Origin of the sequence: Streptomyces sp. WAC05374 (assembly GCF_004353505.1) — a bacterium.
GTDB lineage: Bacteria > Actinomycetota > Actinomycetes > Streptomycetales > Streptomycetaceae > Streptomyces.
The window spans coordinates 179,008-198,366 of record NZ_SMNQ01000008.1; the positions used below are offsets into that span (position 1 = coordinate 179,008).

The window sequence follows — 19,359 nt, forward strand, 5'->3', positions numbered from 1 at the left end:
CAAAGGTCTCTTCTCCCTGCATGCTGGGACAGATGGGTGAACGAAGGTCATGGATGGACGAGAAGGTGTACACGCGGAATACCGGGACAGAAGGGATGAAGGGGAAGAGGAAGCGGCTCGACCTGAACACCGCCCAGGTGGCGGGCAGCGCGGTCGCGGCCGTCGTGGCGGCCAAACTGGCCTCGAAAATGGGCGTGTACGGCACGGTGCTGGGCGCGGGTGTGATCAGCGTCATCGCCACCTGCGGCGGTTCGGTGTTCCAGCACCTGTTCAGAAGCACCGGGGAGCGGGTACGCGGGGTCACGGCCCAGTCGGTCCGCCCCCGAGCCAGGCGCCCCGGCCGCCCGCGGGTCCCGTCCGTAGCCGGCGACCCCCGAACGCGCCCGCCGGCCGACCCCGCGACCGGCCTTGCGCCCGGCCCCGGTTCCGTAAGCGGCGACGGGTTCGGTGAGGCCACCACGTACGGCACGCGCGTGCGGGGCTGGAGGCGCTCGGCCGTCGCCGCGGCGCTGGTCTTCGGCGTGGCCATGGCGGGCATCACCGCCTACGAGCTGGTATCCGGCGAGGACTTGAGCGGAGGCAGGGGAACCACCATCAGCACCGTCGTCCGCGGGGGAAACGACTCCGCGCCCAACCGGCCGTCGATGCCCTCCACCGACCAGCCGACCACCTCCGAGCCGCACCGGGAGGGCCGGCCCCACGGCGAGCGGTCGGCCGAGCCGGACCGAGGGCGGGACGGCACCGGCACCCCGGCCCCCGTGCCCACCCCGGACCCGACGCCGCCGCCCACACCGACCCCCACACCGCCCCCGACTCCCACCCCGCCCCCGACTCCCACCCCGACCCCGCCGGCCACCCCGGCACCGTCGCCGGACGGTTCGGCCGAGTGAGCCGGGCGGACGGCGGGCGGGAGGCGGCGGTTCAGGCGCCCAGGACCCGCCGCAGGTAGTCGTTGCCGAACACCCGGTCCGGGTCCAGGCGGTCACGCAGCGCGGTGAACTCACCGAACCGCGGGTACACGTCCGCGAAGTACGCGGCGTCCCGCGTGTGGAGCTTGCCCCAGTGCGGCCGCCCGCCGTGCGCGGTCATGATGCGTTCCGCCGCCGTGAAGTACGACCGGTACGGCGTGCCCTTGTACATGTGCACCGCGATGTACGCGGTGTCCCGGCCCGACGCGGTCGAGAGGGCGATGTCGTCGGCGGGCGCCGTGCGGACCTCCACGGGGAAGCTGACGCGCAACGGCGAGCGGTCGACCATCGCCCTCAGCTCACGCAGCGCGCCGACCGCCGCCTCCCTCGGAAGCGCGTACTCCATTTCAAGGAACCGCACCCTGCGCGGACTTGTGAAGACCTTGTACGGAATGTCCGTGTACGTACGCGCCGAGAGCGCACGGCTGGAGACCTTGGCGATCGCGGGGACGACCGGGGGAACCGCCCGGCCGATCGAGTTGACCACCTGGAACAGGCCGTTGGAGAGGAGCTCGTCCTCGATCCAGCCGCTGATCCGCCCCGGAGGGGCGGCGGGGCCGGCGCTGCGGTTGTTGCGCTTGGTGCTGCAATTGCCCGTGTGGGGGTACCAGTAGAACTCGAAGTGCTCGTTCTCCGCGTGCAGCGCCTCGAACTCCGCGGTGACGCGGTCGAAGGACATCGGCTCCTCGCGCGCCGTGAGCAGGAAGATCGGCTCCACGGCGAAGGTGATCGCGGAGACGACCCCCAGCGCGCCGAGCCCGATCCGGGCCGCCGCGAAGATCTCCGGGTTCTCCTTCTCCGAGCAGGTCAGCACCCGCCCGTCCGCCGTGACCAGCTCCAGCTCCCGGATCTGCGCGGCGATCGACGCCGAGTCGCGCCCCGTGCCGTGCGTCCCCGTGCTGGTGGCCCCGGCCACCGTCTGCTCCATGATGTCGCCCATGTTGGTGAGCGACAGGCCCTCCCGCGCGAGAGCCGCGTTCAACCGCTTCAGTGGGGTGCCGGACTCCACCGTCACGGTCAGCTCCCGCCGGTCGATCCGGCGGATACCGGTCAGCAGGTCCGGCCGGATCAGCACACCGTCGGTGGCGGCGATGGAGGTGAACGAGTGCCCCGTACCGACCGTCTTGACCCGCAGGCCCTCCTCCGTCGCGGTCCGCACCGTGTCCGCCAGCTCCTGAACGGAAGCGGGACGGGCCTCCCGCACGGGCCGGGCGGCCACGTTCCCCGCCCAGTTACGCCACGTGCTGCTGCTCCGGCTGTTCCGGGTCCTGCTCACGCTGCTCACGCTGCCCCTGCCCCTCCCGCGTCGGCACCGGCCTGCGCAGCCGGCGGTACCCCAGGAACGCCACCACGGCCGCGAGCACTCCCGCGATGCCGGGCACCGCGTACCCCGCGGCCGCCCCGTGCGCGTCGACCACCCAGCCGGCGGCCGAGGAGCCGAGCGCCACGCCGACCGCGAGCCCGGTACCCGTCCAGGACATGCCCTCGGTCAGTTTGGTGCGCGGTACGTGGGCCTCGACGAGGGCCATGGTCGTCACCATCGTCGGCGCGATGGCAAGGCCCGCGACAAAGAGCGCCACGGCCAGGAACGGCAGGCTCCCGGCCAGTTGGAGGGGGATCATACTCACGGCCATCGCACAGACACCCACAACCCACCTGCGGGACGGCTCGCCCTTGAGGTGCAGCAGCCCGAAGACGGCGCCCGCCACGCACGACCCGAGCGCGTACACCGCCAGCACCAGGCTGGCCGCGGCCTTGTGGCCCTCCTCCTCGGCGAACGCCACCGTCACCACGTCCACCGCGCCGAAGATCGTGCCGGTGGCGACGAACGCGGCCACCAGCACCTGCAGCCCGGGGGAGCGCAGGGCCGAGCCGCCGGTGTGCTGCTCGATCGGATGGGGCTTCGGCTCGGTGCCGCGCTGGGCGGTCAGCCACCACACACCCACCGCCAGGAAGACGGCCGCCAGCAGCGGGCCCGCCTCCGGGAACCAGACGGTCGACAGTCCGATCGAGACGATCGGGCCGAAGATGAAGCACACCTCGTCGATGATCGACTCGAAGGAGTACGCGGTGTGCAGCTCGCGCGCCGACCCCTGGTAGATCGTCGCCCAGCGCGCCCGGGTCATCGCCCCGATGCTCGGGACGCAGCCCGCCGCCGCCGAGAAGACGAACAGCGTCCACTCCGGCAGCCCCTGCTGCGCGCAGACCAGCAGCCCCGCCACCGCCACGACCGTGATCAGGGTGGCCGGGCGCAGCACCCGGCGCTGGCCGTACCGGTCGACCAGGCGGGAGACCTGCGGGCCCAGCACGGCGGCGGAGACCGCGAGCGTCGCGGACAGCGCGCCCGCCAGCCCGTAGCGGCCGGTGAGCTGGGAGATCATCGTGACGATGCCGATGCCCATCATGGCCAGTGGCATCCGGCCGAGGAAGCCCGCGGCGGAGAAGGCCACCGTGCCGGGGGCGGAGAAGATCGCGCGGTAGGGACTGGGCAAGGGGATACTCCGGCCGGTGAGGCATAGGGCGCGCGGGGCGTAAGGCGTATGGGCAGCCTTCACAGGTTACGTCCGATCGGGTGACAGCGCACGGCGGTTTTCCGGCTGTCAGACCCTGGTGGCAGGATCGATCCCATGTCCGATGCCATGGCCGATCAGCGCGATCCCGCCCCGTACGACGCCCTGCTGCTGCTCTCCTTCGGAGGGCCGGAGGGGCCCGACGACGTGGTCCCGTTCCTGGAGAACGTGACCCGGGGGCGGGGCATCCCCAAGGAACGCCTCAAGGAAGTGGGGCAGCACTACTTCCTCTTCGGCGGCGTCAGCCCGATCAACGACCAGAACCGCGCACTGCTCGCCGCCCTGCGCAAGGACTTCGCGGACGCGGGCCTCGACCTGCCCGTGCACTGGGGGAACCGGAACTGGGCGCCGTACCTCACCGACACCCTGCGCGAGATGGTCACCGCCGGCCACCGCCGCATCGCCGTCCTCGCCACCAGCGCGTACGCCTCGTACTCCGGCTGCCGCCAGTACCGCGAGAACCTGGCGGACGCCCTGGCCACGCTCGAGGCGGAAGGGCTGCCGCTGCCCCGGGTGGACAAGCTCCGGCACTACTTCAACCACCCCGGCTTCGTCCGGCCCATGGTCGAAGGGGTCCTCAAGTCGCTGGCCGAGCTCGACGAGTCCGTCCGCGACGGCGCCCACCTCGCCTTCACCACGCATTCGATCCCGACCTCCGCCGCCGACACCTCCGGCCCGGTCGAGGAGCACGGCGAGGGCGGCGCGTACGTCCGGCAGCACCTGGACGTCGCCCGGCTCATCGCGGAGGCCGTACGGGACGAGACGGGCGTCGAGCACCCCTGGGAGCTGGTCTACCAGTCGCGCAGCGGCGCCCCGCACATCCCGTGGCTGGAGCCCGACATCTGCGACCACCTGGAGGCCCTGCACGGCGCCGGGGCCCCGGCGGCCGTCATGGTCCCCATCGGCTTCGTCTCCGACCACATGGAGGTCCTGTACGACCTGGACACCGAGGCCACCGCCAAGGCCGCCGAGCTGGGCCTCCCGGTGCGCCGCTCGGCGACCGTGGGCGACGACCCGCGCTTCGCGGCCGCCGTCCGCGAGCTGGTCCTGGAGCGCGCGGCGGCCGAGCGCGGCACAGTGGTGGAGCGGTGCGCGCTGGGCGCCCTGGGCGCGTCGCACGACCTGTGCCCGATCGGCTGCTGCCCCGCCCGCGCCGAGCGGCCCGCGGCGGCCGGCGCCGACAGCCCTTACGCGTGAGGAGACGCCGTGACCGACCCGCGTGACCCGCTCCTGACCGAGCTGCTGGACCTGGCCCTGGAGGCAGGGCGCCGGGCCGGTGCGCTGCTGCGCGACGGCCGCCCGGCCGACCTCGGCGTCGCGGCGACCAAGTCGAGCCCCATCGACGTCGTCACCGAGATGGACATCGCCGCCGAGAAGCTGATCACCGCCTTCCTCGCCGAGCACCGCCCCGACGACGGGCTGCTGGGCGAGGAGGGCGCCGCCACCCAGGGCACCAGCGGTGTCCGCTGGGTCGTCGACCCGCTGGACGGCACGGTGAACTACCTCTACGGCCTGCCGACCTGGGCGGTGTCCATCGCCGCCGAGCGGGACGGCCGGACCCTGGTCGGGGTCGTCGAGGCCCCGATGCGCGGTGAGACGTTCCGCGCGGTGCTGGGCGGCGGCGCGTTCCTGAACGACCGGCCCGTCCATTGCCGGCCCTCGCCGCCGCTGGACCAGGCCCTGGTCTCGACGGGTTTCAACTACGTGACCCGGGTCCGCGCCCACCAGGCCGACGTGGCCCAGCGCCTGATCCCCCGGCTGCGGGACATCCGCCGCAGCGGTTCCGCCGCGATCGACCTCTGCGACGTCGCCGCGGGCCGCCTTGACGGGTACTACGAGCGTGGCCTCAGCCCCTGGGACATGGCGGCCGGGGACCTGATCGCCCGCGAGGCCGGCGCCCTGACCGGTGGCCGCCCGGGCACCCCACCGTCGGGCGACCTGACAGTGGCGGCCTCCCCGGGCGTCTTCGCGCCGCTCCAGGCCCTTCTGGAGGACTTCGGCGCCTGGCACGACTAGCCGCCGTACGGGGCCGCGCCCCCGCGTCCCCGGGCCCGGCCCGTGGGGCGCTTCCGGGGGCGACCGGAAGCCCCAGGGCGGGCCGGCGCCGGACCCCCGTGCAAACGAAGAGCCCCGGTGTCCCGCGGACGCTCCGCGGGACACCGGGGCCGTGCCCCGTTCAGCTCAGGCGCTCGCGGTGGTGACCTCCACGCCGTGTTCCGCCGCAAGGCGGTGCAGGTCGTCGAGCTCAGCCTGCTCGACGTCGGCCAGGAAGTCGTCTCCCGTCTCGCGAGCCCGTGTGAGGTCGGTTTCCGTGGCCCTTATGCGCTGCAGCAGTCCTGCGGTGAAAGCGTCCATCGTGCGCCCCCTCGTCATGGGTCGGTGGCACGGGGGTGTGCCGAGGGTTGTCGGGTGATCACGCACTGCACCTCTGGGGGAACAGAGCGGTTTGTGGCGCGCCACATACGGGGCGTGATCTCGGGTGTGCAGTCGTCCTCCCCAGGGGCTTCCTCACGGAAACCTCAACTCATCCGTGAATTCGCTTGATTCCCGAAGCGCTTCCCCGGGTCCCGGGCGCCCGCAGGCCGCCTTACAGCCGGTTTACGCGCGTTGGGGGCAGGATGGATACGCACAGTCAGTGCGACAGACCCGCCCGGAACCGGGCTCGTAGGAAGGAACAACGCCGTGCGCGTACTCGTCGTCGAGGACGAGCAACTGCTCGCCGATGCCGTGGCCACCGGCCTCCGCCGGGAGGCCATGGCCGTCGACGTCGTGTACGACGGGGCGGCCGCCCTGGAGCGCATCGGGGTCAACGACTACGACGTGGTCGTGCTCGACCGCGACCTGCCGCTGGTCCACGGGGACGACGTCTGCCGCAAGATCGTCGACCTGGGCATGCCCACCCGCGTACTGATGCTCACCGCGTCCGGCGACGTCAGCGACCGTGTGGAGGGCCTGGAGATCGGCGCCGACGACTACCTCCCCAAGCCTTTCGCGTTCAGCGAGCTGACCGCCCGGGTGCGGGCGCTGGGCCGGCGGACGACGGTCCCGCTGCCGCCCGTCCTCGAGCGCGCCGGGATCAAGCTCGACCCGAACCGTCGCGAAGTGTTCCGGGACGGCAAGGAGATCCAGCTCGCGCCCAAGGAGTTCGCGGTCCTGGAGGTCCTGATGCGCAGCGAGGGCGCGGTCGTCTCGGCGGAGCAGCTCCTGGAGAAGGCCTGGGACGAGAACACCGACCCGTTCACCAACGTCGTCCGCGTCACCGTGATGACTCTCCGTCGCAAGCTCGGCGAGCCGCCGGTGATCGTCACCGTGCCCGGTTCCGGCTACCGGATCTGATCCGTGGCAGCCACCCCCGCCCCCCCACAGGCGCCTCCGAAGCCCACCTGGGACCCCAGGGAGCCCGTCCGCCCCTGGCTGCGCCCGACGATCCGCATACGGCTCACGCTGCTGTACGGCGGGATGTTCCTGATCGCCGGCATCCTGCTGCTGTCGATCATCTACCTGCTGGCCGCGCAGGCCCTGCACATCGGCAGCGAGCTGCCGTTCAAGATCGTCAACGGCCAGGTCACCAGCAACGTCTGCAACTTCCCCGTGCGCGCCGAACCGGACGAGTTCAACCGTGCGATGAACGCCTGCGTCAACCAGCAGCGCCAGCACGCGCTGGACGACCTGCTGCGCCGCTCGCTCTTCGCCCTCCTGGGCCTGAGCGTCATCGCCTTCGCCTTCGGGTACGCGATGGCGGGCCGCGTCCTGTCGCCGCTGGGCCGCATCACGCGCACGGCCCGCAACGTGGCCGGTACGGACCTGTCCCGCCGGATCGAGCTGGACGGCCCGGACGACGAGCTCAAGGAGCTGGCGGACACCTTCGACGACATGCTGGACCGGCTGGAGCGGGCGTTCACCGCGCAGCAGCGGTTCGTCGCCAACGCCTCGCACGAGCTGCGCACGCCGCTGGCGATCAACCGCACCCTGCTGGAGGTCCACCTCTCGGACCCCGGGGCGCCGGTCGAGCTCCAGCAACTGGGCAAGACGCTGCTGGCCACCAACGAGCGCAGCGAGCAGCTCGTGGAGGGCCTGCTCCTGCTGGCCCGCAGCGACAACGAGATCGTGGAGCGCAAGCCCGTGGACCTGGCGGAGGTCGCCTCGCGCGCCATCGACCAGACCCGGGCCGAGGCCGACGCGAAGGGCGTGGAGGTCCGCGGCGAGCGGGCCCCGGCCGTCGTCCAGGGCAATGGCGTCCTGCTGGAGCGGATCGCCCTGAACCTGGTGCAGAACGCCGTCCGCTACAACGTCGACGAGGGCTGGGTGGAGGTCACCACCGAGACCCAGGCCGGGCAGGCGGTGCTGGTGGTGTCGAACACCGGACCGGTGGTTCCCGCGTATGAGATCGACAACCTCTTCGAGCCGTTCCGGCGGCTGCGGCAGGAGCGGACCGGCAGCGACAAGGGCGTCGGGCTCGGTCTGTCGATCGCCCGGTCCGTCGCGCGGGCTCACGGGGGACGTATCATCGCGGAGCCCCGCGAGGGCGGCGGCCTCGTCATGCGCGTCACACTTCCGCTGTGACACGCCGGTCGAGCCGTCTTGGTGTTCGCTTTACGCGGAATTTTCGTGACCTGTTCACGGGAGCTCCGTGTGTGATCGATCACAAGGGACCTTTTCCGGCCATCTACTCTCCGTGATCAAGAATTCCCCCGGAAAACCAGGAAAAGTCCGGGTTTCCAGGGGGTCGGATCACGGGAAGTACACGGGGTGGCGCCCTCTGGGCGCGGCTTCCGGACCGTGTACGGTCCCGTTCGCCATCCAAACCCGATCACTCTCGAGGGGTCCGGTTGGGTGTCGATTGAGTAACAGACCTTGATGTGAGGCAAAATCTCCGCCTCAGGTCGGGCACAAGTCCGGCCTCTCACGCGTTACGTGCGCTGGAGACACCGCAACCACCCAGAGGGGGAGAGCGACATGGCAACGGATTACGACACCCCACGCAAGACCGACGACGACGTCGACTCGGACAGCCTTGAAGAGCTGAAGGCCCGGCGCAACGACAAGTCGACCTCCACCGTCGACGTCGACGAGTTCGAGGCGGCCGAGGGCCTGGAACTGCCCGGCGCGGACCTCTCGAACGAGGAGCTGGCCGTCCGGGTGCTGCCCAAGCAGGCGGACGAGTTCACCTGCATGAGCTGCTTCCTGGTCCACCACCGCAGCCAGCTCGCCCGCGAGAAGAACGGTCAGCCGATCTGCCGAGACTGCGACTGAGGTCCGTCGGCCGTGGCAGGCGACACCCCGTCTCGGAAGCGACGCTTCCGGCTCCCCAGGAAGCCGGAGGCGTACCAGGGCGGCACAGGCCCGGCACCAGGCGCCCACGACGCGCCGGCCGAGCACTCCGCCCTCCTGCCCTCCCCCGGCACGCGTGACGACGAGCGGGGCCCCTCGGCCTCGCTCGCGGCAGCCGGAGGGGCCCAGGCACCGGCCGAGCAGGCCGGGACGCCCGGCGCACCCGCCGGCACACCCGACCGGGCGGGGCGCCTGGACGCCGTCCGGCGTGGCGTACGCAAGGGCCGCGAAGGCGCCAGGGCGGGCCTCGCCCACCTCGCCGACCGGCTCATCGAGAACGCCCCGCGCGTTCCCGTCCGGGACCTGGCCACCCTGCGCGGACAGTTCCCGGGTCTCACCCCCGAGCAGCTCGCGGACAGACTGATCGCGGGCGCGGCCAATGCCACCTCCACCGTGGGCGCCGGCGTCGGCGCGGCCGCCATGCTCCCCGTACCGCCCGCGATGCCGGCCGAGATGGCCGCCGAGATCACGGGCGTCGCGGCGATCGAGCTCAAGCTCATCGCCGAGCTCCACGAGGTCTACGGCCAGCGGCCCCCGGGCAACCTCAAGGAGCGCGCGATGGCGTACCTGACCTCCTGGACGGAGGAGCGCGGCATCGACGTCACCAAGCCCGCCACCATCAACGCCGCCCTCGGCGGCCGGATGAAGCGCGAACTGCGCCAGCAGATCATGAAACGCATGGTGCGCAACCTGCCGAACCTGATGCCCTTCATGGTCGGAGCGGCCGTCGGTGCCGTGATGAACCGGCGCGACACCAAGAAGCTCGCCGAGCGCATCCGCGCGGATCTCCGCACCCGTCAGGTGCCCTGGGACGCCCTTCCCCCACTGCCGCCGCTGGAGCAGCCGCAGAACCCCAAGGAGATCGGCTTCTAGGCCCCGCGGACCCCTCGTGGGCGAGACCCCCGCCGGTGGCCCCCGCGGGCCGCCCTCCCGGCCGCCGGGCACCCCTTACGGCGCCCCGTGAGGAGCCGGGCTACGCCTGCGCCCGTACGCCGTTCAGCGCCGCCGCCAGCGCCTGCGGGTCACGGCTGGAGAGGTACACGTACGGAGTCGGATCAGCCGGGTCCGTGACCTCGATCCGCACCGCCGCCGGGATGTAGCCCCGCATCAGCATGAACGCGCGCGGGTCCGCCTTGTACGTGCGCCAGGCGCGCGCCTCCTCGGCGTCCAGCACCTCCGGCTCGCCCAGCGCCGACACCGGAATGCGGGCGTCCCCGGCGACCAGCGAGCCCGCCACCACCCGGACGCGGGCGGAGCCGTACGAACTGACCGCCATCGCCGCGAGCGCGCCCGCGAGGATCAGTCCGCCGAGCATGGGCAGCGTGCCGAGCGGCAGCATGATCAGCGCGCCCGAGACGGCCACCAGGGCGGCCAGCAGCCACCAGGAGCGGGGGGCGGTGAGACGCTCGTCGTACTGCGGGGCGGAGACCGGGACGGGAGCCGATGCGGAAGGCTGCATACACCCAAGCTTGGCACGGCGCGACCGGTGGTCCGCCGCGCGGGTAAGGTCTCCCGCTGTGAGCACTGCACTGACGCCCCCCGCCGATGCCATACCGCCGGTACGGCACCCCGACGCGCCCGCGCCCGGCGAGGTCCTGGGAGCCCACTACGAGCACTGCTTCGGGTGCGGCGGCGGCCAGCCCCACGGGCTGCACCTGGAGGCCAGGGCCGGCGAAGGCGTGAGCGTCACGGCCGAGTTCACGGTCACGACCGACCACCAGGGCGCTCCGGGCCTCGCGCACGGCGGCATCCTCGCCACCGCGCTGGACGAGACGCTCGGCTCGCTCAACTGGCTGCTGCGGGTCATCGCGGTGACCGGCCGGCTGGAGACCGACTTCGTGCGCCCGGTGCCGGTCGGCACGGTGCTGCACCTGGAGGCCGAGGTCACCGCCGTACACGGCCGGAAGATCTACTGCACGGCGACCGGCAGGACCGGCGGGCCCGAGGGGCCCGTGGCCGTCCGCGCCGACGCCCTCTTCATCGAGGTCAAGGTCGATCACTTCATCGACAACGGTCGCCCGGAGGAGATCCAGGCGGCGATGGCCGACCCCGACCAGGTCCGGCGCGCCCGCGCCTTCGAGGTGAACCCCTGATGCGTAACCCTGTCGACGTCCTGATCCGCCGCGTGGACCCGGAGGTGCCCATCCCGTCGTACGGGCACCCGGGCGACGCGGGCGCCGATCTCGTCACCACCGAGGCCGCCGAACTGGCCCCCGGCGAGCGCGCGATCCTGCCCACCGGGGTGTCCATCGCGCTGCCCGACGGGTACGCGGCCTTCGTGCACCCCCGCTCCGGGCTGGCGGCCCGGTGCGGAGTGGCCCTCGTGAATGCCCCAGGGACGGTGGATGCCGGGTACCGTGGGGAGATCAAGGTGATCGTGGTCAACCTCGACCCGCGCGAGAGCGTGCGGTTCGAACGGTTCGACCGGATCGCCCAACTGGTCGTTCAGCAAGTCGAGAAGGTCCGTTTCCACGAGGTGGCGGAGCTTCCCGGCTCGGCGCGGGCCGAGGGGGGCTTCGGGTCCACCGGCGGCCATGCCGCCACGGAGGGCTGGACGGGTGGGAATCAATACGCTTCGGTCGTATCCGACCGGGAAGGACAGTGACGTGTTCGGACGTCGCAAGAAGAGCGGTGCCGCTGCGGACGCAGCGGGCGAGGCCGAGCAGGTCGTCGACGAGGTCGGCACCGACGACGCGGCGGACAGCGAGCCGCGCCGGGTGAACCTTCCGCCGGCGCCCCGGCCCGACGGCCCCTGGGACGTCTCCGAGGTCTCCAGGCCGGAAGAGGGCCGCGTGGACCTGGGCGGCATCTTCGTGCCCGGAGTCGAGGGCATGGAGCTGCGCGTGGAGGTCGCGGGCGACGCGATCGTCGCGGCGACGGTGGTGCTGCGCGACAGCGCCATCCAGTTGCAGGCGTTCGCCGCCCCCAAGAAGGAGGGCATCTGGGGCGAGGTCCGCGAGGAGATCGCCTCGGGCATCACCCAGCAGGGCGGTGTCATCGACGAGGTCGAGGGCCCCCTCGGCTGGGAGCTGCGGGCACAGGTCCCCGTCAAGCTCCCGGACGGGACCGGCGGTGTGCAGTTGGTGCGCTTCGTCGGCGTGGACGGCCCCCGCTGGTTCCTGCGCGGGGTCATCTCCGGGCAGGGCGCGGTGCAGCCGGAGGCCGCGGGCCTGCTGGAGCAGATCTTCCGCGACACGGTCGTGGTGCGGGGCGAGGGCCCCATGGCGCCGCGCGACCCGATCGTCCTGAAGCTGCCGAACGACGCGCAGATGGTGCCCGAGGGCGTGCAGCAGGAGGACCAGGAGACGTCGCGCTTCTCCGGCGGCATGGGCCAGCTCCAGCGCGGCCCGGAGATCACCGAGGTCCGCTGACCCGTACGGCAGGACTATCAGGTGGGCCGTATCCCGTACGCCGGGGTACGGCCCGCCGTGCTTCCACCGCCGGTTCCGCGGTCGGTGGGGTTACCTGCGGTTGTCCACAGGCGTTGCGGCCCTGTTCCGGCCCCGCACATACTGAACGCGCACAGTGACGGGGGGAGTACGCATGTCGCAGCAGCACAGCGGGGAAGGCACCGCCACGGCCGTCGCCCAGGGCCGGGCGCCCATGGTGCGCGTGGAGAACGTGCACCGGTCGTACGGGACGGGCGCCGCCGCCGTCCACGCGCTGCGGGGCGTCTCCTTCGAGATACCGCACGGCGAGCTCGTCGCCCTCAAGGGCCGCTCCGGCTCCGGAAAGACCACCCTGCTCAACCTGGTGGGCGGCCTGGACACCCCCGACCAGGGGCGGATCACCGTCGACGGCACCGACCTCGCCGGGCTCGGCGAGGACGGGCTGCTCGAGCTGCGCCGCGACCGGATCGGGTTCGTCTTCCAGGGGTTCGGACTGATCCCGATCCTCACGGCCGCCGAGAACGTCGGCGTACCGCTACGGCTCCGCCGGGCCGAGCCGCGCGAGCGGGACGAGCGCGTGGAGCTGCTGCTCGCCCTCGTGGGCCTCGCCGACCACGCGGCGCAGCGCCCGGGCGAGCTGTCCGGCGGCCAGCAGCAGCGCGTCGCCATAGCCCGCGCGCTGGCCAACAGGCCGGCCCTGCTCATAGCCGACGAGCCGACCGGCCAGCTCGACGCCGACACCGGCCTCGCGGTGATGGAGCTGCTGCGCGCGGTCGTACGCAGCGAGGGCGTCACCGCCCTGGTGGCCACCCACGACGCCCAGCTCCTCGGGCTCGCGGACCGTGTCCTGGAGCTGAGCGACGGCGAGCTGACCGAGCACTGAGCGCCGGTCGCCCGTCCCCGCGAGCCCGCGCCGCGGCCGGTGCGCCGGCCACCCGGTGTCGCCGGCGGTGCCGCCGTACCCGCCGCACCGGTCGTATCAGAATCCCGTCAAGACGCCCGGGAAGCGACCACCACGTCCGGTTCGCCCGTGCCGCTGGCCGTATGGTCTACGCACAGGCAGTCGAACGAACAATCACGACAATGAGGCCATGGGACGCGGCAAGCTTCGGATCTACCTCGGTGCGGCACCGGGCGTCGGCAAGACGTACGCGATGCTCTCCGAGGCGCAGCGCCGCGTGGAGCGCGGCACCGATTGCGCCGTCGCCTACGTCGAGCACCACGACCGCCCCCGCACGGAAGCGATGCTGAACGGCCTGGAGCAGATACCGCGCCGGGAGATCGAGTACCGGGGCACCGTCCGCACCGAGATGGACGTCGACGCCGTGCTCCAGCGGCGCCCGGCCGTCGCCCTGGTGGACGAGCTGGCCCACACCAACGTGCCCGGCTCGCGCAACGCCAAGCGCTGGCAGGACGTCGAGGAGCTGCTCGCCGCCGGCGTCGACGTCATCTCCACCGTCAACATCCAGCACCTGGAATCGCTCGGCGACGTCGTGGAGTCCATAACCGGCATACGGCAGCAGGAGACCGTCCCCGACGAGGTCGTCCGCCGCGCCGACCAGATCGAGCTGGTCGACATGTCCCCCCAGGCGCTGCGCCGCCGCATGGCCCACGGCAACATCTACAAGCCGGACAAGGTCGACGCCGCCCTCTCCAACTACTTCCGCCCCGGCAACCTCACCGCGCTGCGCGAGCTGGCCCTGCTGTGGACCGCCGACCGGGTCGACGAGTACCTCCAGCAGTACCGCGGCGAGCACAACATCCGCACCACCTGGCAGGCCCGCGAACGCATCATCGTCGGCCTCACCGGCGGCCCCGAGGGCCGCACCCTCATCCGCCGCGCCGCCCGCATGGCCGCCAAGGGCTCCGGCAGCGAGATCCTCGCCGTCTACATCGCCCGCAGCGACGGCCTGACCTCCGCGTCGCCCAAGGAGCTGGCCGTCCAGCGCACCCTCGTGGAGGACCTCGGCGGCTCCTTCCATCACGTCATCGGCGACGACATACCCTCCGCGCTGCTGGAGTTCGCGCGCGGAGTCAACGCCACCCAGATCGTGCTCGGCTCCAGCCGCCGCAAGGCGTGGCAGTACGTGTTCGGCCCCGGCGTCGGGGCCACCGTCGCCCGCGACTCGGGCCCCGACCTCGACGTCCACATCGTCACCCACGAGGAGGTCGCACGGGGCCGGGGCCTGCCCGTCGCACGCGGCGCCCGCCTCGGCCGGTCCCGGATCATCTGGGGCTGGGCCACCGGCGTCGCCGGCCCCGCCCTGCTGACCCTGCTGCTCACCCACGTCGACGCGGACCTCGGCATCGCCAACAACATGCTGCTGTTCCTGTCGCTGACCGTGGCCTCCGCCCTGCTCGGCGGCCTCGTCCCGTCCCTGGCCTCCGCCGCCTTCGGCTCGCTGCTGCTGAACTGGTTCTTCGCCCCGCCCCTGTACCGGTTCACCGTCGCCGACCCCCGCAACATCGTCGCGATCGCCGTGTTCTTCGGAGTCGCCGTCTCCGTCGCCTCCGTCGTGGACCTGGCCGCCCGCCGCACCCACCAGGCCGCCCGGCTGCGCGCCGAGTCCGAGGTGCTGTCGTTCCTGGCGGGCAGCGTCCTGCGCGGCGAGACCGCCCTGGACGCGCTGCTGGAGCGGGTCCGCGAGACGTTCTCCATGGAGTCGGTGGCGCTGCTGGAACGCGAGAACGACGTCGAGCCGTGGACCCGGGCGGGCAGCGTGGGCCGGCGGCCCGTGGCACGCCCCGAGGACGCCGACGTCGACATGCCCGTCGGCGACCACATGGCGCTCGCCCTGTCCGGCCGCGTCCTGCCCGCCGAGGACCGCCGGGTGCTGGGCGCCTTCGCCGCGCAGGCCGCCGTCGTGCTCGACCGGCAGCGGCTGGTCGGCCAGGCCGAGGAGGCCCGCAAGCTGGCCGAGGGCAACAAGATCCGTACGTCGCTGCTGGCGGCCGTCAGCCATGACCTCCGTACCCCTCTCGCGGGCATCAAGGCGGCCGTCAGCTCCCTGCGCTCGGACGACGTCGAATGGTCCGAGGAGGACCGCGCGGAGCTGCTGGAGGGCATCGAGGCGGGCGCGGACCGGCTCGACCACCTGGTCGGGAACCTCCTCGACATGTCCCGCCTCCAGACCGGCACGGTGACCCCGCTCATCCGGGCCATCGACCTGGACGAGGTCGTCCCCATGGCGCTCGGGGGCGTGCCCGACGGCAGCGCCGAGCTGGACATCCCCGAGAGCCTCCCCATGGTCGAGGTCGACAAGGGCCTGCTGGAGCGGGCCGTCGCCAACGTCGTCGAGAACGCCGTCAAGTACAGCCGCGCCGCCGCACCCGTCCTGGTGTCGGCCAGCGCCATGGCCGACCGCGTCGAACTGCGCGTCGTCGACCGGGGCTCCGGCGTGCCCGACGAGGCCAAGGACCGCATATTCGCCCCCTTCCAGCGCTACGGCGACGCCCCGCGCGGCGCCGGAGTGGGCCTGGGCCTCGCCGTCGCGCGCGGGTTCATGGAGGCGATGGGCGGCACCATCACGGCCGAGGACACCCCCGGCGGCGGCCTGACGATGGTCCTCACCCTCAAGGCGGCCACCCCGGCCGCCGCTCCCGAAGCCCACCCGATGGAGAAAGCAGGCCCCTCATGACGCGGGTGCTCGTGGTCGACGACGAGCCGCAGATCGTACGCGCCCTCGTGATCAACCTGAAGGCACGGAAGTACGAGGTCGACGCGGCGCCCGACGGCGCCACCGCCCTCGAGCTGGCCGCCGGCCGCCACCCCGACGTCGTCATCCTCGACCTCGGCCTGCCCGACATGGACGGCGTCGAGGTGATCAAGGGGCTGCGCGGCTGGACCCGCGTACCGATCCTGGTGCTCTCCGCCCGCCAGACCTCCGACGAGAAGGTCGAGGCCCTGGACGCCGGTGCCGACGACTACGTCACCAAGCCCTTCGGCATGGACGAGCTGCTCGCACGGCTGCGGGCCGCCGTGCGCCGGGCCGAGCCGGTGGGCGGCGACGACGGCACGATCGTGGTCGAGACGGCCGGGTTCACGGTCGACCTCGCCGCGAAGAAGGTGCAGCGCGGCGGGCGGGACGTCCGGCTGACGCCCACGGAGTGGCACCTGCTGGAGGTGCTGGTGCGCAACAGCGGGCGGCTGGTGAGCCAGAAGCAGCTCCTCCAGGAGGTGTGGGGGCCCTCGTACGGCACCGAGACCAACTACCTCCGGGTCTACATGGCCCAGCTCCGGCGGAAGCTGGAGGCGGACCCCTCGCACCCCCGGCACTTCATCACCGAGCCGGGCATGGGATACCGGTTCGAGCGCTGATTCCCCTGACAGTGAGGGCCGGTACGCTTTCTGTATGAGTGCTGCACCGCGTACCGAGAAGCAGGCCGGCCGGTTCCGCCGGATGCTCGACCGGCTGTCCAGCTCCCAGGGGGAGCTGGAATCCGAGGAGCTGCGGGAGGACACGCAGGCTTCGGGGTGCATCCGTATCTCGGACTGCGGCGACCGGCAGATCGTGAAGGTGACTGGTACCTTGCGGACGGTCACCCTGCGCCCCCTGGCCGGCGTGCCCGCGCTGGAGGCGGAGCTGTTCGACGGCACCGCCCCGCTGGACGTGGTGTGGCTGGGCCGGCGCTCCATCGTGGGCATAGAACCGGGCCGCAAGCTCATCGCCACCGGCCGGATCTCCATGAGCCACGGCCGCAGGGTGCTCTTCAACCCCAAATACGAACTCCGACCGCTCGGACAGGAGTAGCCGGTGACGTCACTCGACAAGCCGACCACCACCGACCAGGACGCCACTGACGCCACGCAGGGTGCCCACGACTCGAAGGCCGTGACGGAAGCGGCCCTGTTCGACGCCTTCGGCGGAGTACGCGGCATGGTGGAGACCGTTCTCCCCGGCCTGCTCTTCGTCACGATCTACACGATCAACAAGGACCTGCACCTGTCGGCCATCGCGGCGCTGGGCGTGTCCCTGCTGCTGGTCGCGGTCCGGCTGATCCGCCGCGACACCGTGAAGCACGCCTTCAGCGGCGTCTTCGGTGTCGCCTTCGGCGTGGTCTTCGCGATGATGACCGGCAACGCCAAGGACTTCTACCTCCCGGGCATGCTCTACACCCTGGGCCTGGGCGTCGCGTACATCGCCACCACGCTGGCGGGTGTCCCGCTGATCGGCCTCATCCTCGGCCCGGTCTTCAAGGAGAACCTCTCCTGGCGCACCCGCAACCCCGGACGCAAGAAGGCGTACGCCAAGGCCAGCTACGCCTGGGGCCTGATCCTGCTCGCCAAGTGCGCGATCCTCTTCCCGCTGTACTGGTGGGCGGACACCACCCAGCTCGGCTGGGTGCTGGTGACGCTGAAGATCCCGCCGTTCCTGCTCGCGGTGTACCTGACGTGGGTGTTCCTGGCGAAGGCGCCGCCGCCGATCGACGTGTTCGCGGAGATGGAGGCGGAGGAGCGCGCCGAGAAGGAGCGCAAGGCCGCGGCCGCCGCGCAGGCGGCCCAGCCGCACCGCCGCGAGGCCTGAGCCCCGCCACGCCCGGCCCGGGCGCCTGAGCCGCTACGGCCCGCGCCCGCCCGGCCGTGCGCGCGAGCCGCTACGGCCCGCGCCCGCCCGTACGACGAGGGGCCCGGGACCGTCACCGGTCCCGGGCCCCTCGATGGCGTCCCGCGCGGGCTCATCGGCGTTCCGCGCGGGCTCAGCGGCATCCCGCACGCGCCTCAGCCGGCGGCGTCCTCGCGGCGTACCGAGAGGAGGTCCTCGAGCTGCTCCTCGCGGGCCTGGGCCGCGACGAACAGCAGCTCGTCACCGGCCTCCAGCGTCTCCTCCGGGCTCGGCGTCAGGACGCGCGAGCCACGGATGATCGTGACCAGCGAGGTGTCCTGCGGCCAGGCCACGTCGCCCACGGACGTACCGGCCACGGCCGACTCCGGCGGCAGCGTGAGCTCCACGAGGTTCGCGTCGCCGTGACTGAAGCGCAGCAGCCGGACCAGGTCGCCGACGCTCACCGCCTCCTCCACCAGCGCCGACATCAGGCGCGGCGTGGAGACGGCGACGTCCACGCCCCACGACTCGTTGAACAGCCACTCGTTCTTCGGGTTGTTGACCCGGGCCACCACCCGGGGCACCCCGTACTCGGTCTTGGCCAGCAGCGAGACGACCAGGTTCACCTTGTCGTCGCCGGTCGCCGCGATGACCACGTTGCAGCGCTGGAGCGCGGCCTCGTCCAGCGAGGTGATCTCGCAGGCGTCCGCCAGCAGCCACTCCGCCTGCGGCACCCGCTCCACCGAGATCGCGGTCGGCGCCTTGTCGATGAGCAGCACCTCGTGCCCGTTCTCCAGCAGCTCGCCCGCGATGGAACGGCCCACCGCGCCGGCGCCCGCAATAGCGACCCGCATCAGTGACCGCCCTCCTCAGGCCCCTCGGCGAACGCCGCCTCGACCTTCTCGATCTCGTCCGTCCGCATCATCACGTGCACCAGGTCGCCCTCCTGCAGCACCGTCTGCGACGTCGGCAGGATCGCCTCGCCCAGCCGGGTGAGGAAGGCGACGCGTACGCCGGTCTCCTCCTGGAGCCGGCTCACCTTGTGCCCGATCCACGACGGGGAGGTGTGCACCTCGGCGAGCTGGACGCCGCCGCTCGGGTCCCGCCACAGCGTCTCCGCGCCGGACGGCAGCAGCCGCCGCAGCATCTGGTCGGCGGTCCAGCGCACGGTCGCGACCGTCGGGATGCCGAGCCGCTGGTACACCTCGGCGCGCCGGGGATCGTAGATGCGGGCGGCGACGTTCTCGATGCCGAACATCTCGCGGGCGACCCGCGCCGCGATGATGTTGGAGTTGTCGCCGCTGCTCACCGCGGCGAACGCCCCGGCCTCCTCGATCCCCGCCTCACGCAGGGTGTCCTGGTCGAAGCCGACGCCCGTGACGCGCCGCCCGCCGAAACCGGAGCCCAGGCGCCGGAACGCCGTCGGGTCCTGGTCGATGACGGCGACCGTGTGCCCCTGCTGTTCCAGGGTCTGCGCGAGTGCGGCTCCCACTCGCCCGCAGCCCATGATGACGATGTGCACGTCCGCTTACCCCGCACTCCTGGTCATCTTGCTGAC

21 protein-coding genes are annotated in these 19,359 nt (G+C 72.2%); 15 read left to right on the forward strand and 6 right to left on the reverse strand.

Translation table 11 applies throughout. The annotated features are described in order from the left end of the window. Nucleotides 1-95: 95 nt before the first annotated feature. Nucleotides 96-890, forward strand: a complete 795-nt coding sequence (locus E2B92_RS17940) for a hypothetical protein (RefSeq protein ID WP_133087600.1) — start codon at nucleotides 96-98, stop codon at nucleotides 888-890. Between the two features lie 31 nt (nucleotides 891-921). Here E2B92_RS17940 and E2B92_RS17945 read toward each other — a convergent pair whose 3' ends face one another. Then, nucleotides 922-2,253, reverse strand: coding sequence for a D-arabinono-1,4-lactone oxidase (locus E2B92_RS17945; protein WP_399430865.1), 1,332 nt, complete (start codon nucleotides 2,251-2,253; stop codon nucleotides 922-924). Then, nucleotides 2,201-3,460 (reverse strand): MFS transporter, encoded by a 1,260-nt coding sequence (locus tag E2B92_RS17950; RefSeq protein ID WP_126883461.1) that lies wholly within the window; start codon nucleotides 3,458-3,460, stop codon nucleotides 2,201-2,203. Before E2B92_RS17950 ends, E2B92_RS17945 begins: the two co-directional genes overlap by 53 nt. Before the next feature lie 147 nt (nucleotides 3,461-3,607). Between E2B92_RS17950 and E2B92_RS17955 the strand changes: the two genes are divergently transcribed. Together E2B92_RS17955 and E2B92_RS17960 are read left to right on the forward strand one after the other, a co-directional pair. Next, nucleotides 3,608-4,735 (forward strand): ferrochelatase, encoded by a 1,128-nt coding sequence (locus tag E2B92_RS17955; protein ID WP_126883466.1) that lies wholly within the window; start codon nucleotides 3,608-3,610, stop codon nucleotides 4,733-4,735. A gap of 9 nt (nucleotides 4,736-4,744) precedes the next feature. Next, nucleotides 4,745-5,554 carry an inositol monophosphatase family protein gene (locus tag E2B92_RS17960; RefSeq protein WP_126883460.1) on the forward strand — a complete coding sequence of 270 codons (810 nt, stop codon included), beginning with the start codon at nucleotides 4,745-4,747 and terminating at the stop codon, nucleotides 5,552-5,554. A gap of 165 nt (nucleotides 5,555-5,719) precedes the next feature. Here E2B92_RS17960 and E2B92_RS33000 read toward each other — a convergent pair whose 3' ends face one another. Then, nucleotides 5,720-5,893: a hypothetical protein gene (locus E2B92_RS33000; RefSeq protein WP_185923493.1), complete on the reverse strand. Its 174-nt coding sequence runs from the start codon at nucleotides 5,891-5,893 to the stop codon at nucleotides 5,720-5,722. 327 nt (nucleotides 5,894-6,220) lie between these two features. Between E2B92_RS33000 and E2B92_RS17965 the strand changes: the two genes are divergently transcribed. The 4 genes from E2B92_RS17965 to E2B92_RS17980 all read left to right on the forward strand — a co-directional run bounded on the left by E2B92_RS17965 (nucleotide 6,221) and on the right by E2B92_RS17980 (nucleotide 9,742). Continuing rightward, entirely contained in the window at nucleotides 6,221-6,874 is a 654-nt protein-coding gene (locus tag E2B92_RS17965; RefSeq protein ID WP_073755389.1) for a response regulator transcription factor, read from the forward strand. Nucleotides 6,875-6,877: 3 nt separating this feature from the next. After that, nucleotides 6,878-8,101, forward strand: coding sequence for a sensor histidine kinase (locus E2B92_RS17970; protein ID WP_126883459.1), 1,224 nt, complete (start codon nucleotides 6,878-6,880; stop codon nucleotides 8,099-8,101). Between the two features lie 393 nt (nucleotides 8,102-8,494). Then, nucleotides 8,495-8,791, forward strand: a complete 297-nt coding sequence (locus tag E2B92_RS17975) for a DUF4193 domain-containing protein (RefSeq protein WP_003955561.1) — start codon at nucleotides 8,495-8,497, stop codon at nucleotides 8,789-8,791. Between the two features lie 12 nt (nucleotides 8,792-8,803). After that, nucleotides 8,804-9,742, forward strand: a complete 939-nt coding sequence (locus E2B92_RS17980) for a hypothetical protein (RefSeq protein ID WP_126883458.1) — start codon at nucleotides 8,804-8,806, stop codon at nucleotides 9,740-9,742. 100 nt (nucleotides 9,743-9,842) lie between these two features. On the opposite strand, the gene E2B92_RS17985 is transcribed toward E2B92_RS17980, so the two are convergent. Then, on the reverse strand, nucleotides 9,843-10,328 hold the full coding sequence (locus E2B92_RS17985) for a DUF3093 domain-containing protein (RefSeq protein WP_126883457.1): 486 nt from the start codon (nucleotides 10,326-10,328) through the stop codon (nucleotides 9,843-9,845). Nucleotides 10,329-10,386: 58 nt separating this feature from the next. Between E2B92_RS17985 and E2B92_RS17990 the strand changes: the two genes are divergently transcribed. From E2B92_RS17990 to E2B92_RS18025, 8 genes are all read left to right on the forward strand, one after another. Further along, on the forward strand, nucleotides 10,387-10,962 hold the full coding sequence (locus E2B92_RS17990) for a PaaI family thioesterase (protein WP_126883456.1): 576 nt from the start codon (nucleotides 10,387-10,389) through the stop codon (nucleotides 10,960-10,962). Further along, complete coding sequence (gene dut / locus E2B92_RS17995) at nucleotides 10,962-11,474, forward strand: dUTP diphosphatase (protein WP_126883455.1); 513 nt, start codon at nucleotides 10,962-10,964, stop codon at nucleotides 11,472-11,474. The genes E2B92_RS17990 and dut overlap by 1 nt, the downstream gene beginning before the upstream one ends. A 1-nt stretch (nucleotide 11,475) precedes the next feature. After that, on the forward strand, nucleotides 11,476-12,240 hold the full coding sequence (locus tag E2B92_RS18000) for a DUF3710 domain-containing protein (protein ID WP_126883454.1): 765 nt from the start codon (nucleotides 11,476-11,478) through the stop codon (nucleotides 12,238-12,240). A 172-nt stretch (nucleotides 12,241-12,412) separates the two neighbouring features. Then, nucleotides 12,413-13,141, forward strand: a complete 729-nt coding sequence (locus E2B92_RS18005) for an ABC transporter ATP-binding protein (protein ID WP_126883453.1) — start codon at nucleotides 12,413-12,415, stop codon at nucleotides 13,139-13,141. A 208-nt stretch (nucleotides 13,142-13,349) separates the two neighbouring features. Further along, nucleotides 13,350-15,896: a sensor histidine kinase gene (locus E2B92_RS18010; protein WP_126883452.1), complete on the forward strand. Its 2,547-nt coding sequence runs from the start codon at nucleotides 13,350-13,352 to the stop codon at nucleotides 15,894-15,896. Then, nucleotides 15,893-16,576, forward strand: coding sequence for a response regulator (locus E2B92_RS18015; RefSeq protein WP_126883451.1), 684 nt, complete (start codon nucleotides 15,893-15,895; stop codon nucleotides 16,574-16,576). Before E2B92_RS18010 ends, E2B92_RS18015 begins: the two co-directional genes overlap by 4 nt. 34 nt (nucleotides 16,577-16,610) lie before the next feature. Then, nucleotides 16,611-17,009, forward strand: coding sequence for an OB-fold nucleic acid binding domain-containing protein (locus E2B92_RS18020; protein WP_126883450.1), 399 nt, complete (start codon nucleotides 16,611-16,613; stop codon nucleotides 17,007-17,009). A 3-nt stretch (nucleotides 17,010-17,012) separates the two neighbouring features. Next, nucleotides 17,013-17,783, forward strand: a complete 771-nt coding sequence (locus E2B92_RS18025; RefSeq protein WP_126883449.1) for a DUF3159 domain-containing protein — start codon at nucleotides 17,013-17,015, stop codon at nucleotides 17,781-17,783. Between the two features lie 194 nt (nucleotides 17,784-17,977). Here E2B92_RS18025 and E2B92_RS18030 read toward each other — a convergent pair whose 3' ends face one another. Together E2B92_RS18030 and E2B92_RS18035 are read right to left on the reverse strand one after the other, a co-directional pair. After that, on the reverse strand, nucleotides 17,978-18,655 hold the full coding sequence (locus tag E2B92_RS18030; protein WP_126883448.1) for a potassium channel family protein: 678 nt from the start codon (nucleotides 18,653-18,655) through the stop codon (nucleotides 17,978-17,980). Continuing rightward, nucleotides 18,655-19,323 (reverse strand): potassium channel family protein, encoded by a 669-nt coding sequence (locus E2B92_RS18035; RefSeq protein WP_126883447.1) that lies wholly within the window; start codon nucleotides 19,321-19,323, stop codon nucleotides 18,655-18,657. Before E2B92_RS18035 ends, E2B92_RS18030 begins: the two co-directional genes overlap by 1 nt. Between the last annotated feature and the right edge of the window lie 36 nt (nucleotides 19,324-19,359).